Annotated in this window: 27 protein-coding genes and 1 pseudogene; 14 read left to right on the top strand and 14 right to left on the bottom strand. The window is 70.3% G+C overall.

Going from position 1 to position 26661, the window contains the following annotated elements:
- The first annotated feature begins 193 nt into the window (after nucleotides 1–193).
- The 6 genes from KCH48_RS21850 (at nucleotide 194) to KCH48_RS21875 (ending at nucleotide 5800) form a co-directional block, all read left to right on the top strand.
- On the top strand, nucleotides 194–826 hold the full coding sequence (locus KCH48_RS21850) for a hypothetical protein (RefSeq protein WP_210576365.1): 633 nt from the start codon (nucleotides 194–196) through the stop codon (nucleotides 824–826).
- Nucleotides 823–2226 (top strand): copper resistance CopC/CopD family protein, encoded by a 1404-nt coding sequence (locus KCH48_RS21855; protein ID WP_210576366.1) that lies wholly within the window; start codon nucleotides 823–825, stop codon nucleotides 2224–2226. Before KCH48_RS21850 ends, KCH48_RS21855 begins: the two co-directional genes overlap by 4 nt.
- A 27-nt stretch (nucleotides 2227–2253) precedes the next feature.
- Nucleotides 2254–3237, top strand: a complete 984-nt coding sequence (locus KCH48_RS21860; protein ID WP_210576367.1) for a plastocyanin/azurin family copper-binding protein — start codon at nucleotides 2254–2256, stop codon at nucleotides 3235–3237.
- Nucleotides 3238–3351: 114 nt separating this feature from the next.
- Entirely contained in the window at nucleotides 3352–3861 is a 510-nt protein-coding gene (locus KCH48_RS21865) for a hypothetical protein (RefSeq protein WP_210576368.1), read from the top strand.
- A complete protein-coding gene (locus KCH48_RS21870) occupies nucleotides 3858–4556 on the top strand; it encodes a cupredoxin family copper-binding protein (RefSeq protein ID WP_307840910.1) in 699 nt (232 codons plus the stop codon). Before KCH48_RS21865 ends, KCH48_RS21870 begins: the two co-directional genes overlap by 4 nt.
- Before the next feature lie 50 nt (nucleotides 4557–4606).
- The gene (locus tag KCH48_RS21875) at nucleotides 4607–5800 is read left to right on the top strand and encodes a hypothetical protein (RefSeq protein ID WP_210576369.1); all 1194 of its coding nucleotides are present in this window, start codon (nucleotides 4607–4609) and stop codon (nucleotides 5798–5800) included.
- Between the two features lie 33 nt (nucleotides 5801–5833).
- Here KCH48_RS21875 and KCH48_RS21880 read toward each other — a convergent pair whose 3' ends face one another.
- Nucleotides 5834–6334 carry a CGNR zinc finger domain-containing protein gene (locus tag KCH48_RS21880; protein ID WP_210576370.1) on the bottom strand — a complete coding sequence of 167 codons (501 nt, stop codon included), beginning with the start codon at nucleotides 6332–6334 and terminating at the stop codon, nucleotides 5834–5836.
- 109 nt (nucleotides 6335–6443) lie between these two features.
- On the opposite strand from KCH48_RS21880, the gene KCH48_RS21885 reads away from it, so the two are divergent.
- Both KCH48_RS21885 and KCH48_RS21890 read left to right on the top strand, forming a co-directional pair.
- Nucleotides 6444–6803: a VOC family protein gene (locus KCH48_RS21885; protein ID WP_210576371.1), complete on the top strand. Its 360-nt coding sequence runs from the start codon at nucleotides 6444–6446 to the stop codon at nucleotides 6801–6803.
- A gap of 17 nt (nucleotides 6804–6820) precedes the next feature.
- Nucleotides 6821–7216, top strand: coding sequence for a VOC family protein (locus KCH48_RS21890; protein ID WP_210576372.1), 396 nt, complete (start codon nucleotides 6821–6823; stop codon nucleotides 7214–7216).
- On the opposite strand, the pseudogene KCH48_RS43445 reads toward KCH48_RS21890, so the two are convergent.
- From KCH48_RS43445 to KCH48_RS21910, 5 genes and pseudogenes are all read right to left on the bottom strand, one after another.
- A pseudogene (locus KCH48_RS43445) lies at nucleotides 7217–7329 on the bottom strand (membrane dipeptidase); the annotation flags it as partial.
- Entirely contained in the window at nucleotides 7323–7508 is a 186-nt protein-coding gene (locus KCH48_RS21895) for a type II toxin-antitoxin system prevent-host-death family antitoxin (RefSeq protein ID WP_307840911.1), read from the bottom strand. The pseudogene KCH48_RS43445 and the gene KCH48_RS21895, both read right to left, overlap by 7 nt.
- A gap of 33 nt (nucleotides 7509–7541) precedes the next feature.
- Nucleotides 7542–8720 carry a dipeptidase gene (locus tag KCH48_RS21900; protein WP_374104699.1) on the bottom strand — a complete coding sequence of 393 codons (1179 nt, stop codon included), beginning with the start codon at nucleotides 8718–8720 and terminating at the stop codon, nucleotides 7542–7544.
- 5 nt (nucleotides 8721–8725) lie between these two features.
- Entirely contained in the window at nucleotides 8726–9223 is a 498-nt protein-coding gene (gene purE / locus KCH48_RS21905; protein WP_210576562.1) for a 5-(carboxyamino)imidazole ribonucleotide mutase, read from the bottom strand.
- A 20-nt stretch (nucleotides 9224–9243) separates the two neighbouring features.
- Nucleotides 9244–10383: a 5-(carboxyamino)imidazole ribonucleotide synthase gene (locus KCH48_RS21910; RefSeq protein WP_210576374.1), complete on the bottom strand. Its 1140-nt coding sequence runs from the start codon at nucleotides 10381–10383 to the stop codon at nucleotides 9244–9246.
- Between the two features lie 163 nt (nucleotides 10384–10546).
- Here KCH48_RS21910 and KCH48_RS21915 point away from each other — a divergent pair, with 163 nt between their 5' ends.
- Nucleotides 10547–11110 (top strand): GtrA family protein, encoded by a 564-nt coding sequence (locus KCH48_RS21915; RefSeq protein WP_210576375.1) that lies wholly within the window; start codon nucleotides 10547–10549, stop codon nucleotides 11108–11110.
- A gap of 130 nt (nucleotides 11111–11240) precedes the next feature.
- On the opposite strand, the gene KCH48_RS21920 is transcribed toward KCH48_RS21915, so the two are convergent.
- Both KCH48_RS21920 and KCH48_RS21925 read right to left on the bottom strand, forming a co-directional pair.
- The gene (locus tag KCH48_RS21920; protein ID WP_210576376.1) at nucleotides 11241–12512 is read right to left on the bottom strand and encodes an ATP-binding protein; all 1272 of its coding nucleotides are present in this window, start codon (nucleotides 12510–12512) and stop codon (nucleotides 11241–11243) included.
- A gap of 45 nt (nucleotides 12513–12557) precedes the next feature.
- A complete protein-coding gene (locus KCH48_RS21925; RefSeq protein WP_055614806.1) occupies nucleotides 12558–13235 on the bottom strand; it encodes a response regulator transcription factor in 678 nt (225 codons plus the stop codon).
- A 334-nt stretch (nucleotides 13236–13569) separates the two neighbouring features.
- Between KCH48_RS21925 and KCH48_RS21930 the strand changes: the two genes are divergently transcribed.
- A complete protein-coding gene (locus tag KCH48_RS21930; RefSeq protein WP_210576377.1) occupies nucleotides 13570–15108 on the top strand; it encodes a peptide MFS transporter in 1539 nt (512 codons plus the stop codon).
- Nucleotides 15109–15606: 498 nt separating this feature from the next.
- Here KCH48_RS21930 and KCH48_RS21935 read toward each other — a convergent pair whose 3' ends face one another.
- Nucleotides 15607–17391: a cell wall metabolism sensor histidine kinase WalK gene (locus KCH48_RS21935; protein ID WP_210576378.1), complete on the bottom strand. Its 1785-nt coding sequence runs from the start codon at nucleotides 17389–17391 to the stop codon at nucleotides 15607–15609.
- On the bottom strand, nucleotides 17381–18079 hold the full coding sequence (locus tag KCH48_RS21940; protein WP_210576379.1) for a response regulator transcription factor: 699 nt from the start codon (nucleotides 18077–18079) through the stop codon (nucleotides 17381–17383). The genes KCH48_RS21935 and KCH48_RS21940 overlap by 11 nt, the downstream gene beginning before the upstream one ends.
- A 97-nt stretch (nucleotides 18080–18176) precedes the next feature.
- Here KCH48_RS21940 and KCH48_RS21945 point away from each other — a divergent pair, with 97 nt between their 5' ends.
- The 4 genes from KCH48_RS21945 to KCH48_RS21960 are packed head-to-tail and all read left to right on the top strand — an operon-like array spanning nucleotide 18177 to nucleotide 22045.
- The gene (locus KCH48_RS21945; protein ID WP_210576380.1) at nucleotides 18177–18773 is read left to right on the top strand and encodes a hypothetical protein; all 597 of its coding nucleotides are present in this window, start codon (nucleotides 18177–18179) and stop codon (nucleotides 18771–18773) included.
- Nucleotides 18766–20097, top strand: coding sequence for an efflux RND transporter periplasmic adaptor subunit (locus KCH48_RS21950; RefSeq protein ID WP_307840912.1), 1332 nt, complete (start codon nucleotides 18766–18768; stop codon nucleotides 20095–20097). The genes KCH48_RS21945 and KCH48_RS21950 overlap by 8 nt, the downstream gene beginning before the upstream one ends.
- Nucleotides 20094–20783 (top strand): ABC transporter ATP-binding protein, encoded by a 690-nt coding sequence (locus tag KCH48_RS21955; RefSeq protein ID WP_210576382.1) that lies wholly within the window; start codon nucleotides 20094–20096, stop codon nucleotides 20781–20783. Before KCH48_RS21950 ends, KCH48_RS21955 begins: the two co-directional genes overlap by 4 nt.
- A complete protein-coding gene (locus KCH48_RS21960; RefSeq protein ID WP_210576383.1) occupies nucleotides 20780–22045 on the top strand; it encodes an ABC transporter permease in 1266 nt (421 codons plus the stop codon). The genes KCH48_RS21955 and KCH48_RS21960 overlap by 4 nt, the downstream gene beginning before the upstream one ends.
- A gap of 348 nt (nucleotides 22046–22393) precedes the next feature.
- On the opposite strand, the gene KCH48_RS21965 is transcribed toward KCH48_RS21960, so the two are convergent.
- The 4 genes from KCH48_RS21965 to KCH48_RS21980 form a co-directional block, all read right to left on the bottom strand.
- Complete coding sequence (locus KCH48_RS21965; protein WP_210576563.1) at nucleotides 22394–23731, bottom strand: hypothetical protein; 1338 nt, start codon at nucleotides 23729–23731, stop codon at nucleotides 22394–22396.
- A 62-nt stretch (nucleotides 23732–23793) separates the two neighbouring features.
- A complete protein-coding gene (locus tag KCH48_RS21970; protein ID WP_210576384.1) occupies nucleotides 23794–24873 on the bottom strand; it encodes a hypothetical protein in 1080 nt (359 codons plus the stop codon).
- Entirely contained in the window at nucleotides 24870–25748 is an 879-nt protein-coding gene (locus tag KCH48_RS21975) for a hypothetical protein (protein ID WP_210576385.1), read from the bottom strand. The genes KCH48_RS21970 and KCH48_RS21975 overlap by 4 nt, the downstream gene beginning before the upstream one ends.
- Nucleotides 25749–25787: 39 nt before the next feature.
- Nucleotides 25788–26477 (bottom strand): LPXTG cell wall anchor domain-containing protein, encoded by a 690-nt coding sequence (locus KCH48_RS21980; protein WP_210576386.1) that lies wholly within the window; start codon nucleotides 26475–26477, stop codon nucleotides 25788–25790.
- Between the last annotated feature and the right edge of the window lie 184 nt (nucleotides 26478–26661).

Raw genomic sequence — 26661 nt, forward strand, 5'->3', positions numbered from 1 at the left:
TCAACCCGAATTCTTCACGGCCGAATTGCGCGTATTGACATCGGTGTGGCCCCATCTCACAGCGCACCCCCACCTGAAAGAGAGGCAGGCAACAAGCGCTTAACTGCCGCGTAGTCATGCGGACTCCACGCCACCCCCCAATGGTCCCCATTCACTGACGGGAATGACCGGACCATGCCAGGAGTGGGTGATCATGCCCTTGTTCCGCAAGGCGCAGTGGCCGAGAGACCACCGGGACGAATTCGTCGCGGGGGCCCTCGTCGGGGCGGTGGTGATCGTGCTCGGGTACGCGTCGGGTATCGGCCCCTCCGCCGTCCCCGGCGCTGTCGAGGCCGCCGCTCCCCCTCCGTCGCCGCCCGCGGCCACGGCTCCGCCGAGCGGCACGACGCCGGCTCCCGGGGACTCCGTGCCCGGAGTTCCGGGCTCCGAGGTTCCGGTGGGCGGCGGGGTGGTGCCGGTGCCCGGAGGAAGCGGCGCGCACACCGGCCACGACAGCGGCGCGGGGCACACCGGCGACGGCTCCGGACACGACCACACCGCTTCGCCCGACCCCGGCGCCACGCCCTCCCCCTCCCCGTCCCCGTCGGGCTCCGCGTCCACGGAACCGCCGCAGGGTGACGACACCTGCCAGGACGGCGGGGTGCGCCTCGTGGCCCCCCTCCTCACCGGCCTCACCGAGCCGCTGTTCGGCCTCCTCAACGGCAGCGAGGACGACACGGACGACGAGACCCCCGAGCCCTCCGCCTCCCCCTGTGTCGGACTCGTCGCCCCCACCGGACTGTTCGGCATCACCAGTGCCTCCCCGCCGCCGGAGGCCACCCCATGAGCCGCACGACCCGCCGCCGCGCCCTCCTCCTGCTCCTCCTCACACCGCTCCTCTACGGCCTGTTCGGCTCTGCCCCCGCCGCCGCCCACACCGAGCTGGTCCGCTCGGCCCCCAAGGACGGCGCGGAACTCACCAGGGCCCCCGACCACCTCACCCTCGTCTTCGACGAACCCGTCGACCTCGCCGACGTCCGCGCCATGACGCTCGACGGCGACCGGCTCCCCGTGGCCCGTGCGGCGCAGGGCGGCAACGACACCGTGCGGGTGTCCCTCGGCCGTCCCGCGGACGGCGAACTCGCCGTCGTCTGGTCCGTCGTCGACGAGGAGGACGGCCACGCCTCCTCCGGCCGGCTCACCTTCACCGTCGGCACCGAGAGCGCGGAGAGCACCGCAGGGCCGGCGGGGACGGCGGCCGTCGCCCAGGACCGCGGCGACGAGGCCACCGCACCTTCTCCCTCGTCCCCGGTGCGGAAGAGTCTCGTCGCCGCTCGCTGGACCGGCTATCTCTCGCTGGCCCTGTTCATCGGAGGGCTCGCCTTCGTCGCGCTGCTGTGGCCGCGCGGCGCGGACGAACCCCGGGCACGGGCGCTGCTCACGCTGGCCTGGGCGGGCGGACTGCTGTCGACGGTCGCGGCGATCGGACTCCAGGGCGCGTACTCCCCCACGCTCGGCTTCGCTCGCGCGGGGGGACCCCCACCTTTCGGCGGCCTGGGAGACGTACTGCGCCCGGCGACGTACGCGGACGTCCTCACCACCGAGCCCGGCATCGCACTCGCCGCGCGCGGACTGCTGTGGGTGCTCGCGGCCGTGGTGCTGAGCGCGCTGCTCCAGGGCGGTGCGAGCACGTCCCGCTCACCGGGCTGGCGCGTGGGCGCTCTCGCCGTGACCCTGGGACTGCTCCGCACGACCGGTATGCGGGGCCACAACTCCGAGGGTAGCGAGCCGACTTGGGGCGCGATCGCCGATCTCGTCCACCTCCTCGGCGCCGCCCTGTGGATCGGCGGCCTGGCGATGCTCACGCTGGCCGTACTGCCGCGCCGCGAGCCCGGCGAACTCGCGGCGGTGGTGCCCGGCTACTCACGGCTCGCGGCCGTCTCCGTCGCCGCGATCGCCGCCGCAGGGCTGGTGCTGGCCTGGCAGGTCGTGGGGTCGTACGACGCCCTGCTGCACACCTCGTACGGACAGCTGCTGCTGGTCAAGACAGCCGTGCTCGGCGGCGTCCTGGCGGCCGCCCAGTGCAGCCGCCAGTGGGTGCGCACCCGCCTCGATCTCGCCGTGCTGTTGCGCGGCGACGCCGCCACCGTGCGGCCCTTCGGTGTCTCGGTCGCGGCGGAGACGGGGCTCGTCCTCGTCGTACTCGCCGTGACGAGTCTGCTGGTCACGGCCGATCCCGGCCGCTGAACTCCCCTAGAAACAATAGGAGTTGAAGTGAAAAGTAGTAATGAGACCGGTGACCGGCGGCGCAGGCCGCCGATCGGGAACCGGTCCCTGCTCGTCGCGGGACTCGGTGCGGCCGTGGCTGCCGTCCTCAGCCTCGGGCTGCTGGCGGCCTCGGGTTCCACCACGGCAGCCTCCCAGGAGGCAGCGGGCGCGGCTCAGGCGCCCGTTGCCGCCGCCGAGGCCCAGCCCGCCGCTGCTGCTGCCGCCGCCGACCACCAGGTCGACATCATGAGTTACAAGTACGGCGACGGGAAGCAACTCGTCGTCGAGGTCGGCCAGACCGTCCAGTGGACCAACCACGACAGCGCGCCGCACACGGTCACCACGACGAAGGCCCCGGTTTCCTTCGACTCGGGGTCGCTGGAGCAGGGCGAGTCGTGGTCGTACACCTTCACCAAGGTGGGGACCTACGAGTACTACTGCGCCGTGCACCCGGACATGGTGGCGTCGGTGAAGGTGGTCGCGGCCTCCGACGGCGGCGGCTCGACGCCGACGCCGACGGCCACGCCGACATCGACCCCCACCGCCACCCCCACGGCGACGCCGACCGCCACCCCGACCACCGGGCCGACGGCCACCCCGACGGCCACGGGCGGCACCGGTGACGGCGGCGACGAGCAGTGCGCCAGCGTCCAGAACGTGCTGCTGCCGATCCTCCAGCACCTCTACTCGGCGCACCTGGAGCAGTCCCCGGGCCAGCAGGTCCAGGACGCGCTGGCGCTCGACTCGTACATCAAGATGCACACCGTGTGGGTCGAGAGCATCCTCAAGCCGGCCATCGAGGATGGCAGCACCGTGCTCGACAGCACGCTCAGTGTGTTCCTTGCACACGTCAACTCCGCCCACCTGGAGGAGTCGCTCGGGCAGCAGATCACCGATCTGCTCGACGTCGACAGCTACGTGAAGATGCACACCGTCTGGGCCGAGCACATGCTCACGCCCACCACGGACTTCCTCACCACCAACTGCTGACCCTCCCCCGAAGGCGGACGCCGGTCCGGCCGAGGCTCAGTCGGCCGGACCGGCGCCCGCCCCATTCTCCACAACTCCGCCATAGCTCGGGAACCGCTTTCAAGGAGATCCGGGATGACGACCGTCACCCTGCCCACCGTCCCGCCCCCGCCGGAGTCGCGTGGCACCGCGTCCGCCCTGCCGCTGCCCGGCCGGTACACCGTGGCCCCCGGCCGCTCGCTCGTCGAACTCACCGCCTGGTACGGCCCGTTGCCCACCCGGCGTCGGCGCATCACCCTCGCCTCGGCCGCGTTGACCGTGCCCGACGATTCCGAACGCCCCGCCCTGCGCTTCGAGTTCGAGGGCCTCGACCGGGCCGACGCCCCGGTCGCGCTCACCTCCGAGGACGTCGAACCCCTCGACGGCGGACGGCGGCTGCAGCTGACCGGCGACCTGGAGCTGCGCGGGATCCTCTTCCCCGCCCTGCTGCGTCTGCGCGTCGTGGAACGCGCCGACGACCGGCTGCTCGTGGTGGGCACCGCGCGGCTGCCGTACCGGCTGCTGCGCCGGGCGACCGGGTTCCGCCTGGGCCTGCTGCGCCCGGCCACGCGGCTGCGGCTGCTGGTCGCCGCGGAGTTCGCGTGAAAACGGCACGGTGGGCGGCCCTGTCCGCCGTACTCGCCCTCGTCGCCCTCCTGGTGGCCGTCCCCGGCGAAGCGTCGGCGGCCACATACCAGGTGACGATGAAGGGGTACGCCTTCGTGCCCGCGCGCCTGACCGTCCCCGCCGGATCCACGGTGACCTGGACCAACCAGGACACGGCACCGCACGACGTGAAGACCACCTCGGGCCCGGTCTCGATCCACTCCCCCATGCTGGACAAGGGCGAGAGCTGGAGCTTCACGTTCGGCACGGCGGGTTCGTACGGCTACTACTGCACCGTGCACCCGGACATGACGGCCGGGATCACGGTCCGGGCGGCGGCACCCGCCACCTCCGCGGCGCCCACGCGGACCCACACTCACCAGGAGACGAGCACGGGCGGGCAGCAGGAGGACCACTCCGAGCATGCCGAGACGGCCACGGTCAGGCCGACGGCGAGGGCGCCGCGATCGCCCTCCTCAACCCCGTCCATGGCCATGCCCACGACCACCGCCGCGGCCGTGCCGTCCGCCTCGCCCTCGGTGGCCGCGGCTGCTCCCCAGACGCAGCCCGTCGCCTCGGCCCGGCCACTGGACCCGCTGCTCCTGCTGACCGGGATCGTCGCCGGTGTCGCCGTACTGTGCCTCCTGTTGGTCGGCTCCCGTGCGGCCGCTCCTCGCGGAAGGGACGAGCCCTAGCCGTCCCGGGCGCGGGACCCGTCCCGGAAGGGATCCCTTACGGTCCCGGCATGTTCTCTGGGCCAAGGGTGATCGCGGCGGTGGTGACGGCGTTCCTGCTGGTGACGGCGACCGGATGCGACAGCGAGGGAAGCGACGACGACGCCAAGCCGCGCTGGACACGCTGGCACCTGGATTACGTCAGCCCATCCCCTGACGGGGCCGTGGTCGACCTGGCCGCCACCGCCAAGGACGAGGGCTGGGCGCTCGCCAACCGGATACCGGACGAGGGCCCCACCGAGTACCACCTGCTGCACCGCCGCGGCGCCACATGGAAGCGTGCCGAGCTGCCGCTGCGCCTGGCCAAGGGCGCGGAGTTCTCCAACATGCATCTGGACGCCTCCGGTCCCGGGAACGTGTGGCTGTTCGCCAGCCAGTTGAAGTTCAGCACCGACGACTTCGAGGGGACGTCGACGGCGATGCGCTGGGACGGCCGCAGGTGGCGTACGACATCGGTGGACTTCAGCGTGTCGGACGTGGCCGTCCTGGCGCCCGACGACGTGTGGGCGCTGAACGCGGGCTCGGAGACCACAGATGCCGATCTGCTGCACTGGGACGGTAAGCGCTGGAGTGGCCACGACCTGCCCACCGATCAGGCCAACGCGCTGGCCGCGAACGGCCCGGACGACATCTGGGCGGTGGGCTTCCGCGACGACCAGCCGGCGACCGTGCACTTCGACGGGAAGAAGTGGCGGTCGGTCCCGGCGCCCGAATTCCGCCGCCCCGAGCCGGATTCGGAGGACGATGCCTCGCTGTGGGACATCGTCGCCGTTGCCCGGAACGAGGTGTGGACGTTCGGCACCCACAGGTACCGGAAGGGCGAGGAGGACCTCGACACGGGCATCGCCCTGCGCTGGGACGGCCATCGCTGGCGCAAGGCACCGAAGCCCCTCGACACCGCGCTGCGCAAGAACCCCGACCTCGGGTCGTACGGGACCCGGGACGGCGCGGGCGGGTTCGTCCTGGGTGACGGACTCCACCGGACGGCCGACGGCGCGCTGCACATGATCAAGGCACCGAAGCCGGTCGCCGGACGCTCCGGGAAGATCACCAAGGCGGACCGGCGGCAGGACTTCGATGCCAGCGAACTCGAACTCGTCCCCGGCACCCACGAGATCTGGGCCGCGGGCAATGTGAGCCTCGATGTCACTGACAACACGAACTTCATGCGGGGCGTGATCGCCTCCTACTTCGCGGGCGGCTGACCCGACGGGCGCCCGTCGGCCCCGATGACGCGGCTACTTCGCGCGATACCGCCGCATCTTCACGCGCGCCCCGCACACCTGCATCGAGCACCAGCGGCGACGCCCGCCCGGGCTGCGGTCGTAGTACGCCCAGTGGCATTCGGGCAGTTCGCAGGCCTTGAGGCGCAGCCAGGTGCCCTCCGTCAGCGCCTGGGCCACGGCCGCCGCGACACGGGAGAGCAGCGGGCCGTCGTCGGCGGGCGCGAGGGTCGCCGAGCCGTCGTGCTCGTCCACGGCGACGTACAGCGGCGCACGCGCCAGCAGCTCGCCCAGCGGTGTGACCTCGCGGTGCGGCGGGTGCCCGGCGTGCGCGAGGCAGGCGGCACGCAGGGACTCGCGCAGCTCTCGTACGTCCGTCAGGTCCCGTTCCGTGATGCCGAACCGGTGCCGTACCTCGGCGGTCTCCAGGCCGTCGATGCCCGATTCCAGGTCGACGGTGTTGACCAGCGCCTCCACTAGGGCGAGCCCGCCGGGTGCGGCCGTTCTGTCATTCATGGTTGCGACGTTACCGCCTATGGGGGAGCATGGAGTAACCGCGTTACCGGTAGAGCGGCATATACGGGTAACTCAGGTAGCTCAGGTAGCTCCCGACAGGAGGAAAGTCATGGCTCTCGCGAAACTGGGCGTCGTCGTCCTGGACTGTCCCGACCCGCGCGCACTGGCCGGTTTCTACGCCGAGGTGCTGGGCGGCACCGTGGAGGGCGAGGGCGACTGGGTGGACCTGGCCGTGCCCGGCGGCCAGTCGCTCTCCTTCCAGGCCGCCCCCGGACACGTACCGCCGAAGTGGCCGGCGGCCGATCAGTCGCAGCAGTTCCACCTGGACCTGACCGTCGATGATCTGGACGCGGCCGAGCAGGGCGTGCTGGCGCTCGGCGCGCAGCCGCTGGACACCGAGGACCGCTCGCGGGGCTGGCGTGTGTATGCGGACCCGGCGGGGCACCCGTTCTGTCTGTGCGCCTGCTGACCGAGGAGGAGTACGTCATGGCACCCGTGGCCCGCATCCGCAACGTCGTCGTCGACTGCCCCGATCCCGTCGCACTGGCCCGCTTCTACGCCGCGATCGCGGGCGGCACCCCGCAGGAGGAGGACCCGGAGTGGGTCGTACTCCAGGTGCCCGGCGGTCCCCGGATGGCCTTCCAGCCCTCGCCGGACTACACGCCACCGGAGTGGCCGCGGGCGGACCGGAACGGGCAGCAGTTCCATCTGGACCTCGACGCGGGCCCGACCTGGGCGGACGTCGACGCGGCGCAGGAGAAGGTGCTGGCGCTGGGAGCACGGCCGCTCGACCTGGACGACCAGGGCGGCAAGAAGGACTTCTGGGTGTTCGCCGACCCGGCGGGGCATCCGTTCTGCCTGTGCGTGATCCCGGAGGGGTGATCACCCGCCCAGTGCGGCGATCTTCGCTGTCGACGGCTCGCGGCGCTGCTGTGCGGCACGGGCCGTGAAGTCGGCGCCGCGGAGCACTCGCTGTATGTTCACCAGGTCAGCAGGGTCTTGGGGACTGCGGCTGCGCCCGTCTTGTCACGCGCGACCGCTTCCATGAGGCGCCGGGCGTTTGCCGGAGAACGCCGCCGCCCTTGGAGCTGATGCGCACCGGGGTGTGATCGTCGTTGACGCGCTTGATGAGGGCGAACAGATCCCGGCGCGCTTCGCCGGCGTCCATGGTCATGTGCCGTTGCGTGTCGCATCCATCCCGCCGCGCTCAGCCGTCCAGTTCCCCGATGGTCGCGTTGGACGGCCCCCGCGTCGTCTGGAGGTCGCGGGAGACGGCCTCCGCGGCGCCGAGGACTCGTACCGCGTTCTGCCAGGTCAGCTTGGCGAGGTCGGGGCGGGACCAGCCGCGGTCGAGGAGTTCCGCGATGAGGTTGGGGTAGCCGGAGACGTCGTTCAGGCCGTCGGGGGTGAAGGCTGTGCCGTCGTAGTCGCCGCCGATGCCGAGGTGGTCGATGCCGGCGACCTCGCGCATGTGGTCGAGGTGGTCGGCGACCGTGGACGCGGTGGCGACCGGGCGCGGGTGCCGCTCCTCGAAGGCGCGGTGGACCTTCATCGCCTCGGGTGTGGTGTCGAGGTGGTGGAAGCCGTGCGCGCGCATGTTCTCGTCGGCGGCGGCCGTCCAGTCCACGGCCGCCTGGAGCACGAACTTCGGCACGAAGGTCACCATCGCCATGCCGCCGTTGCCCGACAGGCGTTCCAGGACGTCGTCCGGGATGTTGCGCGGGTGGTCGCAGACGGCCCGCGCGGACGAGTGGGAGAAGATGACCGGCGCCAGGGTCGCGTCCATCGCGTCCCGCATGGTCGTCGCCGCCACGTGCGAGAGGTCGACGAGCATGCCCTCGCGGTTCATCTCCCGCACCACCGCACGACCGAAGGCGGACAGCCCGCCGACGCCGGGCTCGTCCGTCGCCGAGTCCGCCCAGTCCACGTTGTCGTTGTGGGTGAGGGTCATGTAGCGCACGCCGAGCGCGGACAACGCCCGTAGCGTGGCAAGGGAGTTGGCGATGGAGTGGCCACCTTCGGCGCCCATCAGAGATGCGATACGGCCCTCCGCGCGCGCCGCCTCCATGTCGGCGGCCGTCGTCGCGGGCCTCAGGTCCTTCGGGTAACGGGCCAGCAACTGCCGTACGCAGTCGATCTGTTCCAGCGTCGCCGCGACCGGTTCGGGCTGGTCCGCGCGGACGTACACCGACCAGTACTGCGCACCGACGCCGCCCTCCCGCAGGCGCGGGATGTCGGTGTGCAGATGGGCGCTCTGGGACGTGGCGATGTCGCGGGCGTCGAGGTCGTAGCGGACCTGTTCGCGCAGTGCCCAGGGCAGGTCGTTGTGCCCGTCGACGACGGGGAACTCGCGCAGGAGTTCCCGGGCTGCGTCCAGAGAGCTCACGGCCGTCACTTCCCGAAACCGAAGCCGTTCGTGCCCTCGACCTTGCCGCGCAGGCGCCTGCCCTTCTCGGCGGCCTGGTCGTTCAGCTCCTGCTGGAACTCCCGCATCTTGCCGAGGAGTTCCTGGTCGTGGGCGGCGAGGATACGGGCCGCGAGGAGACCGGCGTTGCGCGCACCGGCGACGGAGACCGTCGCGACGGGGACACCGGCCGGCATCTGCACGATGGACAGCAGCGAGTCCATGCCGTCCAGGTACTTCAGCGGCACGGGGACGCCGACGACCGGGAGGGGGGTGACGGAGGCGAGCATGCCGGGGAGGTGGGCGGCGCCGCCCGCCCCGGCGATGATCACCTTCAGCCCGCGCTCGGCGGCCTGCTCCCCGTACGCGACCATCTCGCGCGGCATGCGGTGCGCGGAGACGACGTCGACCTCGTACTCGATCTCGAACTCGTCGAGGGCCTGCGCGGCGGCCTCCATGACGGGCCAGTCAGAGTCCGACCCCATGACGATGCCAACTACAGGGCTCATTCTGTGATCGTGCCTCTCAGATAACCGGCAGCGTGACGGGCGCGCTCCAGCACGTCGTCCAGGTCGTCGCCGTAAGTGTTGACGTGGCCCACCTTGCGGCCGGGCTTCACGTCCTTGCCGTACATATGGATCTTGAGCTGGGGGTCGCGGGCCATGCAGTGCAGGTACGCGGGGTACATGTCGGGGTAGTCGCCGCCGAGGACGTTGACCATGACCGTCCACTTGGCGCGCGGACGCGGGTCGCCGAGCGGGAGGTCGAGAACGGCCCGTACGTGATTGGCGAACTGCGAGGTGATCGCGCCGTCCTGGGTCCAGTGACCGGAGTTGTGCGGGCGCATCGCCAGTTCGTTGACGAGTATGCGGCCGTCGCGGGTCTGGAACAGCTCGACGGCGAGGTGACCGACGACGTCCAGTTCCTTGGCGATGCTCAGGGCCATCTCCTCGGCGCGCAGGGCCAGCGCCGGGTCGAGGTCGGGGGCGGGCGCGATGACCGTGTCGCAGACGCCGTCGACCTGCCGGGACTCCACGACGGGGTACGCGACGGCCTGGCCGTGCGGCGACCGTACGACGTTGGCGGCGAGCTCTCGTACGAAGTCGACCTTCTCCTCGGCGAGCACGGGAACGCCGGCGCGGAAGGGTTCCGCGGCCTCCTCGACGGTCCGTACGACCCACACGCCCTTGCCGTCGTAGCCACCGCGGACGGTCTTGAGGACGACGGGAAAGCCCTCCCCCTCCGCCGCGAACGCGGCCACGTCCCGCGGATCGCCGACGATGCGGTGCCGCGGACAGGGCACGCCGATCGCGTCGAGCTTCGCCCGCATCACGCCCTTGTCCTGGGCGTGCTGGAGCGCGTCGGGGCCGGGGCGGACGGGGATGCCGCCCGCCTCGAGAGCCCGCAGATGCTCCGTCGGGACGTGCTCGTGATCGAAGGTGATCACGTCACAGCCGCGTGCGAAGGCGCGCAGCGTGTCCAGGTCGCGATAGTCGCCGATGACGACATCGCCGACGACCTGCGCCGCGGAATCCTGGGGGGTGTCACTGAGGAGCTTGAACCTGATGCCGAGCGGGATGCCTGCCTCGTGCGTCATACGAGCGAGCTGGCCCCCGCCGACCATGCCGACTACCGGGAATGTCACGACCCCAGGGTATCGGTCACGCCACCGCGGCCGGATTCCGCGCCTTCCCCGAGGGTTTCCGCTGCCTTTCCCCTGCGTGTATGCGGCCGCACAAGCGTTTGGGCAGTCGGCTGGTTAGCATGGCTGAGTTGAAGTAATCCGACCGATGGGGGCCTGCACGACCATGGGACATGGTTCCTCGGGGCTTCATTCGGCCCCCCAAGCGCTACGGCAGCGCATCGACCTGCTGGTACGTGAGATCGCCAAGTTCGGTGCGGTGGGTGGCGCGGGGCTCCTGGTCAACCTGCTCGTGTTCAACCTGGTACGGCATGTCACCGACCTCCAGGTGGTGCGAGCGAGCGTCATCGCGACGATGGTGGCCATCGTCTTCAACTACGTCGGGTTCCGCTACTTCACGTACCGCGACCGCGACAAGAGCCGCCGCACGAAGGAACTGACCCTGTTCCTGCTGTTCAGCGCGGTCGGCCTGGTCATCGAGAACGGCGTCCTCTACGCCGCGACCTACGGCTTCGACTGGGACAGCCCCCTCCAGTCCAACATCTTCAAGTTCCTCGGCATCGGCATAGCCACGCTCTTCCGCTTCTGGTCCTACCGCACGTGGGTCTTCAAGACCCTCCCGGCAAGGGAGGCGGTCTCGGATGCAGAATCCTTCCTGACGGAACAACGCAAGGGCTCGACGCCCGAGGAACACCCCGCCCCGGCAGGAGCAGGCCGCCGCGCTACCTAGGGTCCAGCCCAGCTGCGGGCATGCGTGCCGCCTGGGGCGGCACGGGTGGGCGCAGGCGGCACCCCGCAAACGCCGGGCTGCGCGACCCACCCCCGCCCAGCCCCACGCCGGGCACCGCACCCACCCCCGCCTACCGAACCGTCGGCTCCGATTCCCCAGCTGGCGTCTTCGTAGCCGTACGAGACAGAAACAACCCGAACACCGGCGGCGCAGCCTGCAGCATCTCCAGCCGCCCCCCATCCGCCTCCGCCAGATCCCGCGCGACGGCCAGCCCGATCCCGGTCGAGTTCCGCCCACTGATCGCCCGCTCGAAGATCCGCGCCCCAAGATCGGCAGGTACCCCGGGCCCCTCGTCCGTCACCTCGACGACCGCCTGATTCCCGGTGACCCGCGTGCGCAGCGCGACCGTACCGCCACCGTGCATCAGCGAGTTCTCGATCAACGCGGCCAGCACCTGCGCCACCGCCCCCGGCGTACCCACCGCATGCAGATGCCGCTTGCCCGAGCTGACGATCGCCCGCCCCGCACTCCGGTACGCGGGCCGCCACTCCGCGAGCTGCTGCTGAATGACCTCGTCGAGATCGAAGGTGACGGCGGAGCCGGTACGCGGGTCACGGGAGTTCGTCAGCAGCCGCTCGACGACATCCGTAAGCCGCTCCACCTGCGCGATCGCGATCGTCGCCTCCTCCTTCACCGTGTCCGGGTCGTCGGTGAGGGTGATCTCCTCGAGCCGCATGGACAGCGCGGTGAGCGGCGTACGGAGCTGGTGGGAGGCGTCGGCGGCCAGTCGCCGTTCCGCGGTCAGCATGCGGGCGATCCGTTCGGCGGAACTGTCCAGCACGTCGGCGACCCGGTCCAGCTCGGGGACGCCGTACCGCTTGTGCCGGGGCCGCGGATCCCCGGATCCGAGCCGTTCGGCGGTCTCGGCGAGGTCGGTCAGCGGTGAGGCGAGCCGATTGGCCTGCCGTACGGCGAGCAGCACCGCGGCGATCACCGCCAGCAACGCCACGGCCGCGATGATCAGGAGGGTCCGCCAGACCTCACGGGTCACCACGGAACGGGGTTCCTGGACGACGACCGTCTCCCCCTGCTCGCCCTTGCGCGTGGCGCTGATGGTGTCGCCGGTCGGCTTGCTGCCGATCTCGATGGGCTTCTCACCCGGGATCCGGACCTGCGCGTAGCGCTCCGCCGGCACCTGTTCGCGCAGCACGTCAGCCGTGACGGCCCCTGTGGCCATCAGCCTGCTGTCCACGATGCTGGCCAGCCGGATCGCCTCGGAGTCCACCCGCTCCTGCGCGGTGCTGCTGATCGTCCGGGTCTCGACGATCACGAGGGAGAGCCCGAAGACGGCGATCACGACGAGCACCACGGCGAGCGTGGACTGGATCAGTCGACGGCGCATGGACCCGTACGACCCGTACTAGTCATTGCTCAGCACCGCTCGGACTCAGCTCTTCTCGAAGCGGAAACCCACACCGCGCACGGTGGCGATGTACCGCGGGTTCGCCGCGTCGTCGCCGAGCTTCTTGCGCAGCCAGGAGATGTGCATGTCGAGGGTCTTGGTCGACGACCACCAGGTGGTGTCCCACACCTCGCGCATCAGCTGGTCGCGGGTGACGACCCGCCCGGCGTCGCGCACCAGCACTCGCAGCAGGTCGAACTCCTTGGCGGTGAGCTGGAGTTCCTCCTCCCCCATCCACGCGCGGTGCGACTCGACGTCGATGCGCACGCCGTGCGTGGCGGGCGGCTGCTGCGGCTCGGCGGCGCCGCGCCGCAGCAGGGCCCGGACCCGGGCGAGCAGTTCGGCGAGCCGGAACGGCTTGGTGACGTAGTCGTCGGCGCCCGCGTCGAGACCGACGACGGTGTCGACCTCGTCGGCGCGCGCGGTCAGGATGAGGATCGGGACGGTGTGGCCTTCGGCGCGCAGCCGACGGGCCACCTCCAGGCCGTCCATGCCGGGCAGGCCCAGGTCCAGGACGCACAGATCGATGCCGCCCTGGATGCCGGCGTCGAGCGCGGTGGGGCCGTCCTCGCGCACCTCGACCTCGTAGCCTTCCCGGCGCAGGGCGCGGGCCAGCGGCTCCGAGATGGACGCGTCGTCCTCGGCGAGCAGTACACGGGTCATGAGCTGATGGTAGTCCGCGGATGACAAGAGCCGGGGTGTGATCGGCAGGCCGGATTCTTACCGTTCCTTGGAGCGATCCTTACCTTGTCCCGGCATCGGTACGAACCAATGGCCGTAGGGTGCGATTCTGAGAATGACCTTCGAAAATGCGCTTGCGGTTCCATCGACACCTGTGATTGACGTCTCAAGTCCTTCCATTTCCGTCGGTGTCCTGCCTTATGGTGAATGAGCGCCTGTAGCACCACGGGGACCTTTGGCAAGCATGTGACGCTGAAGGTCTTTTTTGTGTGTGCCCCACCCACTCCAGGCGCGTCCCGACCAGCAAGGATCGACCATGGCGTCCAGCCTGACGAAGGACTCGGCCACCCCGGGCACCCCCGGTTCCGAGAAGACCTTCTTCGGCCACCCCCGCGGACTGGCCACTCTCTTCATGACCGAGATGTGGGAGCGATTCTCCTACTACGGCATGAAGGCACTGCTCACCGTCTACCTGCTGTCCGGCGGCCCCGACGCCGGCAAGAACAGCATGGGCGGCGGCCTCGCGATGGACGTGGCCACCACGACGGTGATCGTCTCCGTCTACTCGGCGATGGTCTACCTCCTCGCCATGCCCGGCGGCTGGCTCGGCGACCGCGTCTGGGGTCCGCGCAAGACGGTGGCCATCGCGGCCGTCACCATCATGTCCGGCCACCTGGTGCTGGCGCTGCCCGGCGGCCAGGCGCCGTTCTTCGCGGGCCTCGCCCTGGTCGCGGCCGGTTCCGGGCTGCTCAAGGCCAACATCTCCACGATGGTGGGCCATCTGTACGACGGCCCCGAGGACCCGCGTCGCGACGGCGGCTTCACGATCTTCTACATGGGCATCAACGCCGGTGCCTTCTTCGCCCCGCTGGCCATCGGCACCGTCGGCCAGGAGGTCAACTGGCACCTCGGCTTCGGCATGGCCGCGGTCGGCATGGCGATCGGTCTGGCCGCGTTCCTGCTCGGCACGCGCAATCTGAGCCCGCAGAGCAGCGTCGTACCGAAGCCGCTGGCGGCCGAGGAGCGCGCGGCCTGGCTGCGCAAGGGCCTGATCTGGGTGATCGTCGCGGCCGTGTTCTACGGCGCGGTCGGCTTCACCGGTCACTTCACCCTGAACTGGGCGATGATCCCGCTCACGATCATCGGTCTCATCGTGCCGGCGGGCGTGCTGCTGCGTATCAAGCGGGACAAGGATCTCTCGACGAACGAGCAGTCGAAGATGACCGCCTACATCTGGTTCTTCGTCGCCGCCGCCGTGTTCTGGATGATCTACGACCAGGGCGCGTCCACGGTCCAGGCGTTCGGTGAGGGCAAGGCGTCCGGCTCGATGCTGGGCTTCGACTTCCCGTCCTCCTGGTACCAGTCGCTGAACCCGCTGTTCATCATGGCGCTGGCCCCGGTCTTCGCCTTCGTCTGGGTGTGGCTGAACCGCCAGGGCAAGGAGCCGAGCACCATCGTGAAGTTCGCGATGGGCCTGGTCCTGGTCGGCGTCTCGTTCTTCTTCTTCCTGATCCCGCTCGGCATGGCGGCGAACGGCACCGCGGTCAGCCCGATGTGGCTGGTGGGCATCTACTTCATCCAGACCGTCGGTGAGCTGTGCCTCTCCCCGGTCGGCCTGTCGGTGACGACGAAGATGGCCCCGGCCAAGTACGCCAGCCAGATGATGGGCGTCTGGTTCCTCGCGGTCACCGCGGGCGACTCCATCACCAGCCTCCTCTCCAACCCGGCCATAGCCGGCGTCGACCTGAGCGGCAAGGGCGCCGTCTTCGGAGAGGCGGCCCTGGCGGTCCTCGCCGGATTCGCGGTGTGGATGTACCGCCGGAAGGTCAAGACCCTGATGGGCGACGTGCACTGAAGTCTGCCGACGAACACAGAAGGGCCGCCGCACCGGGTCGGGTGCGGCGGCCTTCGCCGTAATTCACCCTGCTGTGCCGGGCAATGGAAGTCGCCCGCTCCTCCTACTACGCCTGGCGTGACGGCGAAGCCGCCCGCCGGGGCCGCCAGATGGCCGCCGACGCGTGAACCGCTGGGGGTACCCCCGCTTGCGGGGGAGCATCGCCCGAGTGATGCGGGAACGGGCCCGGCCGGCCCCGGACCTGATCGGCCGCGACTTACACGCCGATGCTCCCGGCACCAAGGTGGCCGGCGACATCACCTGCCTGCCCACCGCTGAGGGCCGACGAGTACACCTCAGCCGAATTACGCGACGAGGCAGGGGCGGCCTTACGAGGGCATGCGGGTCACCGGCTGACCGGCGAGCGTGGTGGTGGGCGGGCGGCCCGTCATCGGCGGCAGGCCTCCTCGCCGCACCCGAACCGGCTCCGGGGCAGCCGCCCGGACCGTAACGTACGGATCAGCACGGCAACCGCACCAGGAACACCGTCTCCACGTGCGGCCGGCTCGCCACGGAGACATCTCCTCCGTGCGCCCGCACCAGCTGTCTGACGATGGACAGCCCCAGCCCGCTGCCTCCCGTCCGCCGGCTGCGGGACTGTTCGGCCCGCCAGAAGCGGTCGAACACCCGGGGCAGGTCCTCTTCGCGGATGCCGCTGCCCGTGTCCTTCACCTCGATGACGACGGCACCTGCCACGTGGCGGGCGCTGAGGGTGACGCGGCCGTCCGGCGGGGTGTGGCGTATCGCGTTGGACAGAAGGTTGCCCAGGACCTGGCGCAGGCGGACCGGGTCGGCGTGGATCGAGAGGCTGTCCGGGGCATGGATGGCGGTCTCGACACCGCCGGCGTGTGCGGTCGCCTGGTGGGCGCTCATGGTCTGCTCGAGCAGCTCGCGCAGGTCCAGCTCCTGGGGGCGCAGGTGCAGGGTGCCGGCGTCGGCGGCGGCGAGTACCTGGAGGTCGTCCACGATGTGCTGGAGGAGGCCCGCCTCTTCCTGGAGCGAGGTGAGGAGCGCCGCGTCGGGCTCGGCCAGGCCGTCCTGTGCGGCGTCCAGCCAGCCGCGGATATTGGTGAGGGGCGTGCGCAGTTCGTGGGCGATGTCGCTGACCATGACCCGGCGCTGCTCGTCGGTGCGTTCGCGGCGTTCCGACAGGTCGTTGAGGGCGGCGGCCAGATGGCCGGTCTCGTCCTTGGTGGTGACGGGGATACGCAGGTGCCGGCCCCCTGGGGCGCGGGCCGCGTTGGTCAGCGCGCGCAGCGGGCGTACCAGCCTGATCGCGATGACGGCGGTCACGGTGATGGTCACGGCCAGGACCAGACCGGTGGTGGCCAGGACCCGGAGGGTGCCGGCCGGTGACAGGTCCAGGACGGCGGTCGCCGTGCGAGGCGCGCTGGTGACGAACAGCAGGGCCGCCGGGGCGACGTGCGCCGCCAACTGCTCCCGTCGGCCTTCCTCCACACAGTCGTCCACAGCGGCGGAACCCTGCGCGGACTCGTCGCCTTCCACCCGGAAGTCCACCGTGACGGTCAGCGGTTCTGGCAGGCGTACGTGGTTGCGCTCGGCGCAGCCGCGGACGAGTCCGGCGAGTTCGGCGAGGGCCGCGGCCTCGGTCGGGGTGGGTTCGAGCATGAGCTTGGTCGCGCAGGCCGGGATGAAGTCCTCCGAGGCCCTGAGCGTGCGGAGGGCGGGTCTGCCACTGGCCTCCTCGACGATGTGCGCGCGTTCTCCCGTCCGGCTGTAGAGGCAGCTGACCTCGTCGCGGGCGATCTGCCGCAGCTTCGCCCGCTCCTCGGCGGGCAGTCGGTAGGGTCCGACGGCGCGTGGGTCGATGCGGGAGATCTGCTCCGCCTGGCCGACACCCTGATCCGTGGACGGAGCGACGTGCAGGGGATCGATCACGGCGCTCTCGTTGCGGGGCAACTGCTCCGTGGCCGACCGATGCGACGTGGTGATGACCTGGCGTGCCCGCGTGGTCAAGATGATGGTGCGTCCCGTCGACCGGGAGAGATCAAGGACGGTGCGCTCGACACCGTTCCAGTTCCGGTGCGTCGCGGCGAAGCCCTCCAGCGTGTCCTGGATGGTGGCGTCGTCCGCGAGGGCCTGGCCCTGCTCCTGCTCGATGGCGACGGTGGTGCCGCGTACCGTCAGCCAGGCCGTGGCCCCGATGGACACCAAGGAGATCAGCACGGAGGTGACCAGCAGCCGGGACAGCAGGCTGTTGCGGAGCGGGATTTCAGACCTCACGGCGGCCTCGGGACAGCTTGTAACCCACGCCGTGGACGGTCAGCAGGAACTGCGGTCTGTGCGGCGAGGTCTCGATCTTCTTCCGCAGGTTCACTATGTGCATGTCCACGGTGCGTTCGGTGACGGCTCGGCCGTGGTCGGTGATGCAGTGCAGCAGCTGAGCCCTGGTGAAGACCCGGTCGGGTGCGGCTGCCAACGTGCTGAGCAGGCGGAACTCGCCGGGAGTGCAGTTCACTGGGCGGCCGTGGAAGGACACCTCGTGGCGGTCCGGGGCCACGATCAATGGGCCGGCCTTGAGGAGCACTTCCTCGGTGCGCTCCGGATGCCGGGTGCGCCGCAGCAGCGTCCGGATGCGGGCCACCAGTTCACGCGGCCTGAACGGCTTGGTCATGTAGTCGTCCGCCCCGATGTCCAGGCCAAGGAGCAGATCGTCCTCGGCGGAGCGGGCGGTGAGCATCAAAATGGGCATATCACCCGTGGCGCGTATACGCCGGCATATCTCAAGGCCGTCGAGACCCGGCAGCATCCAGTCGAGAACGAACAGGTCGGGTGGCCGCTGGGTGGCTTCCTCGAGGGCTGCCGGGCCATCGTGCATCACGGTTACGACATGGCCGTCGTGCACCAGGTAGCGCCGGATCAGTTCGGCCTGCTTTTCATCGTCTTCGGCCACCAGTACGTATGCGGACATGGCCCGATGATAAACCTGTGGAGCGCCTGGTGAACCCCGGCTTATCCGATTCCATTCCATGACAACTTCCTGACAAAGTCTTGTCACGCTTCCAGGCATGCCGAACAAGAAGAACCTCTTCCTCTCCTGCGCAGTGCTGGCGGTAACGCTGGTCACCGCCTGCTCCTCCGGCGGAGACGCCGAGAGCAAGGACGACGGAGTCGTCTCCGTCGCGGAGTCCGGTGGAGGCGGAAAGGGCAGTGCGACGAAGAGTCCGGCGGCCGACGATTCCGAGTCCGGCCGCCCCCAGATTCGGCTGGACACCACGGACATCGAGGAACTGCGCATGTACCAGGGCTACCTGCGCTGCCTCAAGGATCACGGAGTGCCCATTCCGACGCCAGGAAATAAAATGCCGGAAGCCGATCCCGGATCACTGTGGTTCCCCGGTATAGATGTGGCCAAAGAGCGCCCGGAAGTGGAAAAGACATGTCTCGGGAAGAGGCCACTTCCGCCCCCGGAGCTGGACCCGAAGAAAAACCCCGACTACATGGACGATTACAACAAGTGGATCGCCTGCGACAATCGCCGAGGACTTAAGGTGAACCCCCTTCCTGACGGAGGTGGCTGGAATTACAAGCCCGGTGCGAATCCGCCCAGGAATGCCGACCAGATCGACCAGGAATGCATGATAGAGGCGTTCAGTGGTGAGTGAGCGCGACGCCGGGGACACCATGGCCCTGCGGGTGACGGTCCAGGAAGAGGCAGACCCCCGCAGGGCGGCAGCGGGCCGCCGGAAGAGGAAGGGCTTGTATCTCGCCATCGTCGCCGTGCTGCTCGCAGGAGGAACGGGCGCCGGGCTGCTGTGGGCCGGCCGGGGCGGGAACGGCTCCGAACCCGAGTCCGGCCCGAAGATCAAACAGATCGCCGTGGTCAGAACGGACCTGTCGGGCACCAGAGAGATGGAGGGGACGCTCGGCTACGACTCCGCGCGCACGATCCGCAGCGCCGGCGAAGGACGGGTGACCTGGCTTCCGACCCGGGGTGCGACGGTCGCACGCGGCCGGCAGCTGTACCGCGTCGACGAGCGTTCCGCCGTCGTCTTCTACGGCAGCACACCGCTGTACCGCAGGCTCGACACCCCCGGCACCGTCGGCCGTGACATACGGGTCGTCGCCGACAACCTCAAGGCTCTCGGCTACGACATCGGTGCACAGCCCGCGCCGGGCACGGTCGTCCGGCAGGAAGCCCCCGCGGACGCCCCGCCGCCCGCGACAACGGGCCCTGGCCAGGAGGGGACCACGCCTCCGGCCGCCCCGTCCTCTGCACCGGACGGCGGAGCGGGCCAAGGAACCGATGCGTCACAGGAGGGGGCAGCGAGCCCGAGCCCCTCGCAGTCCACGGTCAGGGAGGGCGACGGTGTGCTCACCCAGTCCCTGATGTCCGCGATCGAGCGCTGGCAGAAGGCCGTAGGCATCGAGCCGACCGGCGTCCTCGACTTCTCCGACGTGGTCGTGACGAAGTCGGCGGTGCGGGTCTCAGAAGTCCTCGCCCAGCCCGGGGACGAGGCGTCGGGAGACCTGATGACGGTGACCGCCACCACCAAGTCCGTGACCGTGCCGGTGGAGTCGCTCGACATCGGGTCCATCAAGTCGGGCGGGCGGGTCACCGTGGTGCTGCCCGACCAGTCCACCGCCGCGGGCCGGGTCGCCGCGATCAGCACCACCGTGCAGGGAGAGGAGGACGAGTCGGGCAACACCGGGCAGACCAAGACCAACGTCACGGTGTCGCTGGACGACCCACAGGCCGTCAAGGGCATCGACTCCGCTCCCGTACAGGCCCAGTTCCAGGGGGAGTCCAAGAAGGACGTACTCGCCGTCCCGATCGGCGCCCTGCTCGCCCTGCGCGAGGGAGGGTACGCGGTCCGGCTCTCCGGCGGTCGGCTCGTCCCGGTCGACACAGGCATGTTCGCCAAGGGACTGGTCGAGATCAGCGGCCAGGGCGTCAGCGAGGGCATGAAGGTGGAAACCACCGCATGACCCAGGTGATCAGCGTACGCAAGGCGAGCGTGACCTATCCCCCCGGGGTGAGAGCCCTCGACGGGGTCTCCCTGTCCGTCGCGCGGGGCGAACTGCTGGCCATCCTCGGCCCTTCCGGCTCCGGCAAGTCCACGCTGCTCCACATCATGGGCACACTGGCCCCGCCCACCAGCGGCAGCGTGGTCATCGAGGGGCAGGACGTGGCGGAGCTGTCCGACCGCCAACTGTCCGCCCTGCGCGGGCGGCGCCTGGGCTTCGTCTTCCAGCACTTCCACCTGACGGACGGACTCACCGCGGCGGAGAACGTGGCGACCGGCCTGCTGTACGCCGGTGTGCCCAGGAAGTACCGGAAGAAGCTGGCCGAGGAGGCCCTGGCCCGGGTCGGACTCGCCCACCGGGCCGGCCACCTGCCGGGGCAGCTCTCCGGAGGGGAGCGCCAACGGGTCGCCATAGCCCGCGCGGTCGTCCATGAGCCGGCACTGGTCCTCGCCGACGAGCCGACCGGCGCACTCGACACCGCCAACGGCGCCGCGGCGCTCGCCCTGTTGACCGAACTCAACGCGGCGGGCACCACGATCGCACTCATCACTCACGACCGGGACATCGCCGACCAGTTGCCACGCAGGGTTCACCTGCGTGACGGTCGCCTGGTCGCGGACACCGCACTGACCGGAAGCCTGTCATGACCGCCCCCGCCAAGCCGCCCCGCGCCAAGCTGCGGCGCTCTTCCCGGCGTGCCGAAGACAAGATCAAGCCGGTACGTCTCGCCCTTCTCGACCTGTTGGGCCTGGGCCTCCTCGGCCTGCGCACCCGCAAGATGCGTGCCGCGCTGTCGGCACTCGGCATTTCGATCGGCGTCGCCACGATGGTGGTGGTGACCGGGATCCCGGCCTCCAGCCAACGGGCGTTGATGGACGAGATCTCGGCCCTTGGCTCCAACATGCTGCGAGTGCAGCCGTTCTCGGGACAGGGCGTGCCGGTCAAGCTGCCCGAGGAATCGGTCGACAGGGTGCGCCGCATCGAACCGGTCACCGAGGCGAGCGCGGTGGCCAACACCAATGCCGCGGTCCAGCGTTCCGACCTCATCGGTGACGACGACTTCTCCGGTACCGGGCTCAGTGTGCTCGCGGCCCGACGCGACCTGCTGAACGTGGTAGGCGGAAAGGTCTTCTCGGGAAGGTTCTTCAGCGCCGCCGACGAACAATTCCCCACGGCCGTCCTGGGCTACCAAGCCGCCGGCCGGCTCGGCATCGGGGAAATCCCCGAGAACGACCCGGCACCACAGATACAGATCAACAAGTCGTGGTTCACCGTGATCGGCGTCCTGCACTCCGTACCGCTGGCCGACGACCTCGACAACACCGTCCTGACGGGGTGGCCGGCCGCCAAGAAGACGCTGCGCTTCGAGGGGAACCCCACAGTGATCTACGTCAAGGCACGAGAGGCCCATCTGGAGGACGTACGGAACGTACTCGCCGCCACCGTGTTCCCTGAACAGCCCGGACAGGTCCAGGTCAGCCGCCCCTCCGACGCCCTGGCGGCCAAGCGCGCCACGCAGAACACCTTCTCCTCCCTCTTCCTGGGCCTTGCCGGTGTCGCCCTGCTGGTCGGCGGAATCGGCGTGGCCAACACCATGGTCATCTCGGTCCTGGAGCGCCGAAGGGACATCGGGCTCCGCCGGGCGCTGGGCGCGACCCGCGGTCATATACGCGTCCAGTTCCTCACCGAGTCCGTGGGACTGTCAGTGCTCGGCGCCATCGCCGGAACCCTGTTCGGCGTCCTCGCCAACGTCGGCTACGCGGCCTACCAAGGTTGGCCAACGGTGATCCCCCTGCTCTCGGTCACGGGCGGCTGCCTCGGCGCCGTACTGATCGGCATGGCGGCCGGCGTCTATCCCTCGGTCCGCGCGGCACGCCTGCCTCCTACGGAGGCGCTGGCGTCGACGTGAGCGGCCGACCACTGCGAGCGCGACCGCACGCCGCTGGCGGCGGTACCACCTCCGGAGTCGCACGTCTGCGACGTGTGCGAGGCGCTGCTCGCGCAGCGGGAGGCGGCGCAGGAAGCGGGCCGCGTCGAGGAAGTCGGCGTTTGCGAACGGGAGTTGAGGGAGGCGCGGGAGAGGCGGGCTGACGCACACACGGCGATCGGGCCGTCGTACGACATCAGCGGGCGGCCTTCGACTACAGCGCGGTGGGTGACGCGAACGTACTGATGCGCTCACACCACCGGCTGGACCACGGCACGTGACGAGAGTGACCGCGCGGGAGCGGCCCGCACGGTCACTTCACCGACATCCTTACCGCCGCAGACGCCGCCCCGGCATGAACGTGAACACCGCACCGCCCAGCAGCACAGCCGTCCCCGCCACCAGCCCCAGGGCCTTCAGCGTGCTGTGGTCGTCGGCGCCTGTCGCGGCCAGGCCACCGTCCGTCGACGACGAACCGCCGGCCGAACCACCAGCCGAACCGCCGGCGGAGCCGGAGCCGCCGCCCGACGCACCGCTCGCCTGCTCGGTCGTGTCCAGGGTGAGGGAGACGTCCGCCTTGGTCGGCGTGCAGGTCGTCGTCGTGCCCAGGGCCTCGACGGTCAGGACGCCCGGTGAGAGCGTGGTCTCACCGCTCGCGCCCGGCTTGTACGTGCCGGTGAGGTCGGGGATCTCGATCGGGTCGCCGGACTTGATGGGCTCGGAGTTGGTGGGCCCCTCGACATGGACCGTGCCGCTGTCGGCGCCGCCCAGCGCCACCTCCATGGACGGTTTGACCGAGTCGGCCGGGATGTCGGCGGGGCTGTCCATCACGGACTTCTTGAACTGCACGGTGAGGTCGAAACTCCCGCCGTTCTTCTTGGCGTCGATCTGGACCGGCGAGGTCGCCTCCTTGTCCCCGATCGGCGTCTTGCACTGGTACGGGACCTGAACCTCCTTGCCGGTGAATTCGGTCTGCCCGCCGCCTCCGCCGGTGCTGGAACCGCCGGTGTCAGAACCGCCGGCCGAACCACCCCCCGCGTCACCGCCCGTCTCACTCTCACTCGGCGTCGGCGCTCCCGTCGGCAGCGTGGGCAGACCGGTCGGCAGCGTCGGCAGACCCGTCGGCAACCCTCCCGTCGTACCCCCCGAACTCCCGCCCCCGTCCGTCACCTTGATGGTCGCGGCCTTCTGCACCGCTTCCTTCGGCGAGCACTTGGTGTCCGTCGAGATCGGCTTGTTGACGTTGATGTTGTACGCGTCCGGCGTCAGCGTCACGTCGCCCGCCGCCGTGAGCTTCAGCTTGCCCTTCATGTCGGACAGCTTCATGTCGCTGTTCTTGGGGATCGGCGGATTGGTCCGCGTGCCCTGCATCGCGATGTCCCCGGTCTGGGCGCCGGCCGCCTTGAGGGTCCCGGTCGGCTGGACGGTGTCCTTCTCCAGGTCGAGGATGTCGGGGTTCTTGGAGGCGGCCTGGACGAACTTCCAGGTGATCTCGACCTCGTCGCCGACCTTGGCCTCGGCGGGCGCGGTGATCTCCACCTTGGTGGTGCCCTGGACCGGCGGCAGCCCTGAGATGGCCGGCGGGATGCACTCGGTCGCGTACGACACCTCGGCGGCCTGCGCGGGCGTCGCGGCGACGCCGATCAGGATGCCCGCGCCGCACAGCATCATGGCGACGCCCGCCGCGCCCGTTCTGCGGCCGCGGGCCGGTGTGACTCTCCTCGGCTTGCTCACGTCTGTCCCTTCCTGGTGGGAGTCGTAGGACTCGTCGGGCTGTCGTCGTGCGGTGCGGAGAGCGGACCGGCCGTGCCCGGATCGGAGTCCGGGGTGAACCACGGCAGGGCGGTGGTCGAGGTAGCAGGGGAGGGTACGTCCTCCGAAGGGCTCAACTTCGGTAGGCGGAAGGTCAGTTCGGGCATACGGAGCCGCGCGCGGCCGGTGCCGCGCCGCGGCCGTACCCGGTCCACCACCGCCATCCCGACGCGGAACACCGCCGCCGGTACGACCAGGCAGACCAGGACCCAGAACAGGGTCACGCCCCACGGGCGGCCCACGCCCCAGGGCTGCTCGGCGAGGACCTTCCCGCCGTACTTCAGCGACACGGTGTAGTCGCCGTGCGCGCCGCCGGACAGCTCGACCGGCAGCTCGATACGGGCCTTCCGGCCGGGCTCGACGGTGCCGCGCCACTGCTGGTCCTGCCACTCGGGCGCGAAGACTCCGTGCGCGGTGCCGACCTGGAAGACCGGGTTCTTGATGGTGGACGTGCCGACGTTGCCGACGGTGAAGACGAGCGTGCGCGTGGGCGACGCCCCGAACCAGGTGAGCAGCCCACTGGAGCCGTCGAGCCGCGTGTCCGTCAGCACCGACAGCCGCCCGCCCGCCGCCTCCGCGGGCAACGGCTCCACCGCGTGCCCGGCGACCTGGAAGATCGCGTCGGCCTCCGCCTTCGCCCCGGTCACGGTGGCGACATGCACCACGCACGGGCACGGCACGGGAGGCTCCGCGACCGGCAGCTTCCGCTCGAACCGCCCCTCACCGTCCGTCGTCACCGCCCTCCCGTCCGCGTTGGCACAGGAGTTGGTCCCGCCGACGACACCCCGGGACGGCACGGACTGCCCGCAGATCAGAATCATCAGCAGCGCCCGCTCCCGCCAGCCGCTCCCGGTGACGGTGATCGAACCCCCCGTCCCCGCCTGCGACTTGGACAGCTTGACCGCGGGCTTCTCCGCCGCGACCGCGGGTGACACCAAGGGCGCCAGCAATAGCGCGAGCACCGCGACCAGCACCGGAAACCGCACCTTGCCCCTCACGTCACCGCTCCCGTCAACTCGACTTCCGTACGCGGGGATTCGGACACGTCACCGTCTCCGGCCGTACGCCGCCGCCGACGTCGTACGACTGCCAGCGCGGCGCCTACCGCCACAGCCCCCAGCCCTCCACCCGCCACCGCACCCCACGGCACGCACCACACCGACGCCCCCGCCTCGTCCCGCGCACCGCCCGCCGCCGTCACCGTCAGCCGCACGTCCACCGAGTCGAGGGCGGGGCGGTCGGGCCAGGGCTCGGTGAGTTCGATGCGGCGGCCGGGGGCCAGTTCGACGGGGAGGGTGCGCGGGGCGCGGTCGAGGACGCGGCGGCCGAAGACGCCGTCGGCGCGGACGGCGAGCGTCGGCACGAGGGCGGTCGTACCGCGGTTGACCAGCTCGTACGAGATACCGTCGGCGCCCACCGCCACGTGCTCGACGGTCAGCGCGGAGAGCTTCGGCCCGACGGCCCGCAGCCGCAGCGCCACCGTCCTGGACCGCCCGTCGCCGTCCCGCGCGACGACCGCACCCGCGAGATCGCCGGGCGCGGCCCCCGTCGGAACGCTCACCGTGAAGGGAACGTCGGCGCGGGTACGAGCCGGCACCCGCACCGACTCCTCGGCGAAGGCGACCGCGACCCCGGTCCCCCGCAGCCGCACGGTGACCGGCCCCTCGCTCGGGTTGATCACGGACACCGTGTCCTGAAGAACCGCCCCGGGCGCACCCTCCGCATAGAAGGACGGCCGCCCACCACCGGAGGGCGCGAGGGACCAGTCATCGGCGGAGGAGGCGGGGGAGGCGAAGGAGGCAGCGGACGCGGCGGGGGAGGCACCCGACAGCACCAGCAGGGCCAGCATCAGGACACGGAAGGCGGACGACATCGGCGGCTCCAGCAGTCGTACGACACAGACGGCGACGGGTCAGCGTGCCGTCTGATTCCTCCGTGTCAGCCACAGCACACCGGCCGCCCCGGCCAGCAGCACCGTGCCGCCGAGGGTGCCCAGGGCGATGGCCGAGTCCTCCGGGCCGGTCTGCGGGAGTTCGGAGCCGGAGCCGGAGTCCGAACCGGAGCCGGACGGGGTGGAGCCGGAGGCGCCCGCGGCGGCCGTGACGTCGAGGGTCAGGGAGGGGCCGGGGCTGTTGGACGGCGTGCAGGTCGTCGTCGTACCGAGCGCCTTGATGGTGAGGACGCCCGCCGTGAAGGTGACCTTGCCGGTCTCCTTCGGGGTGTAGGTGCCCGTCATGTCGCTGATCTTGATCGGGGTGTTGGCGGGGATGGCTTCCTGGTTGGCGGGCCCGGTGACGTTCACCGTGCCGCTGTCGGCACCGCCCAGCTTGATGGTGGCGCTCGGGTTCATCGCGCCCTTGCCCAGTTCGACCGGGCTGGACGAGACACCCTTCTGCCACGACATCGTGATCTTGTAGCCGCTGCCGCTCTCCACGCCCTTGATGTCGATCGGCGAGACGGCACTCTTGTCCCCGATCGGCGTCTTGCACTGGTAGTTCACGTCCACGACCTCGGCCCGGGCTGCGGGGGCGGCCATCAGCACCGCCGAGCCGGCCAGGGCCGCGACGGACGCGAGCGCGGCGGTTCGTTTCCGGTACGACACGATTCCGCTCCCTCTCAAGTTCCTGACGGCACATCAGATCGAGCCGTCAAGGTACGCCCGCCCATGAAAGGAGGGAAGACAAAGGAGGTGTTGGAAATGTGCCGAAGCGAAAGCGCCCCCGAAGGGGCGCGGGGAACTGCGCGACAAGCCACGAACAACCCGCAGCCACAAGACAACCGAAGCC

It is taken from the genome of Streptomyces sp. GESEQ-4 (assembly GCF_017948455.1).
GTDB lineage: Bacteria > Actinomycetota > Actinomycetes > Streptomycetales > Streptomycetaceae > Streptomyces.